The organism is Staphylococcus sp. EG-SA-14, assembly GCF_017151935.1.
Classification (GTDB): domain Bacteria; phylum Bacillota; class Bacilli; order Staphylococcales; family Staphylococcaceae; genus Staphylococcus; species Staphylococcus aureus.
This window is the reverse complement of the sequence record NZ_JACVZM010000071.1, coordinates 1-432: the sequence shown is the minus strand read 5'-3', so window position 1 is coordinate 432 and position 432 is coordinate 1. Positions and strand designations below refer to the sequence as shown.

The following is a 432-nucleotide window of genomic DNA, read 5'->3' as shown; positions in this document are numbered from 1 at the left end:
GACATGTACAATCCCTCACTTTTAAGAATTTAATACTTTGCTCTTTCGCCGCCTATTAATTTAGGACGGCTCTTAGCTATTGTAACAATAGCTTCTCCAATGCGCTTAGTTTCAATTGATACAGGTACTGCGACGTGCTTTAAATGCATACCAATTAGTGTCTGACCAATATCAATACCTTTATCGCATTGAATGTGTTCAACAACTATTGGGTCTTTCATGTGTTGGTATGCATAAGTTGACAAACTACCTCCAGCATTGACTTGTGGTACAACAGAAACTTCAGTCATTGTATAAGGATCAAATATTTCTCGCTCGATTGTTATAGCTCGGTTAATATGTTCGCAACCTTGAAACGCAAAGTGAACACCTGTCTCTTTATGTATAAAATCAAGACTTTCATATATAACCTTAGCAACATCAATCGAACCA

The 432-nt window shown here is 36.8% G+C and carries 1 protein-coding gene; it reads right to left on the bottom strand.

The window, feature by feature from the left end; all coding sequences use genetic code 11:
* Nucleotides 1-29 precede the first annotated feature (29 nt).
* The coding region (locus IDG63_RS14330; RefSeq protein WP_206176501.1) for a TIGR01440 family protein at nt 30-432 on the bottom strand (403 nt) is incomplete at its 5' end.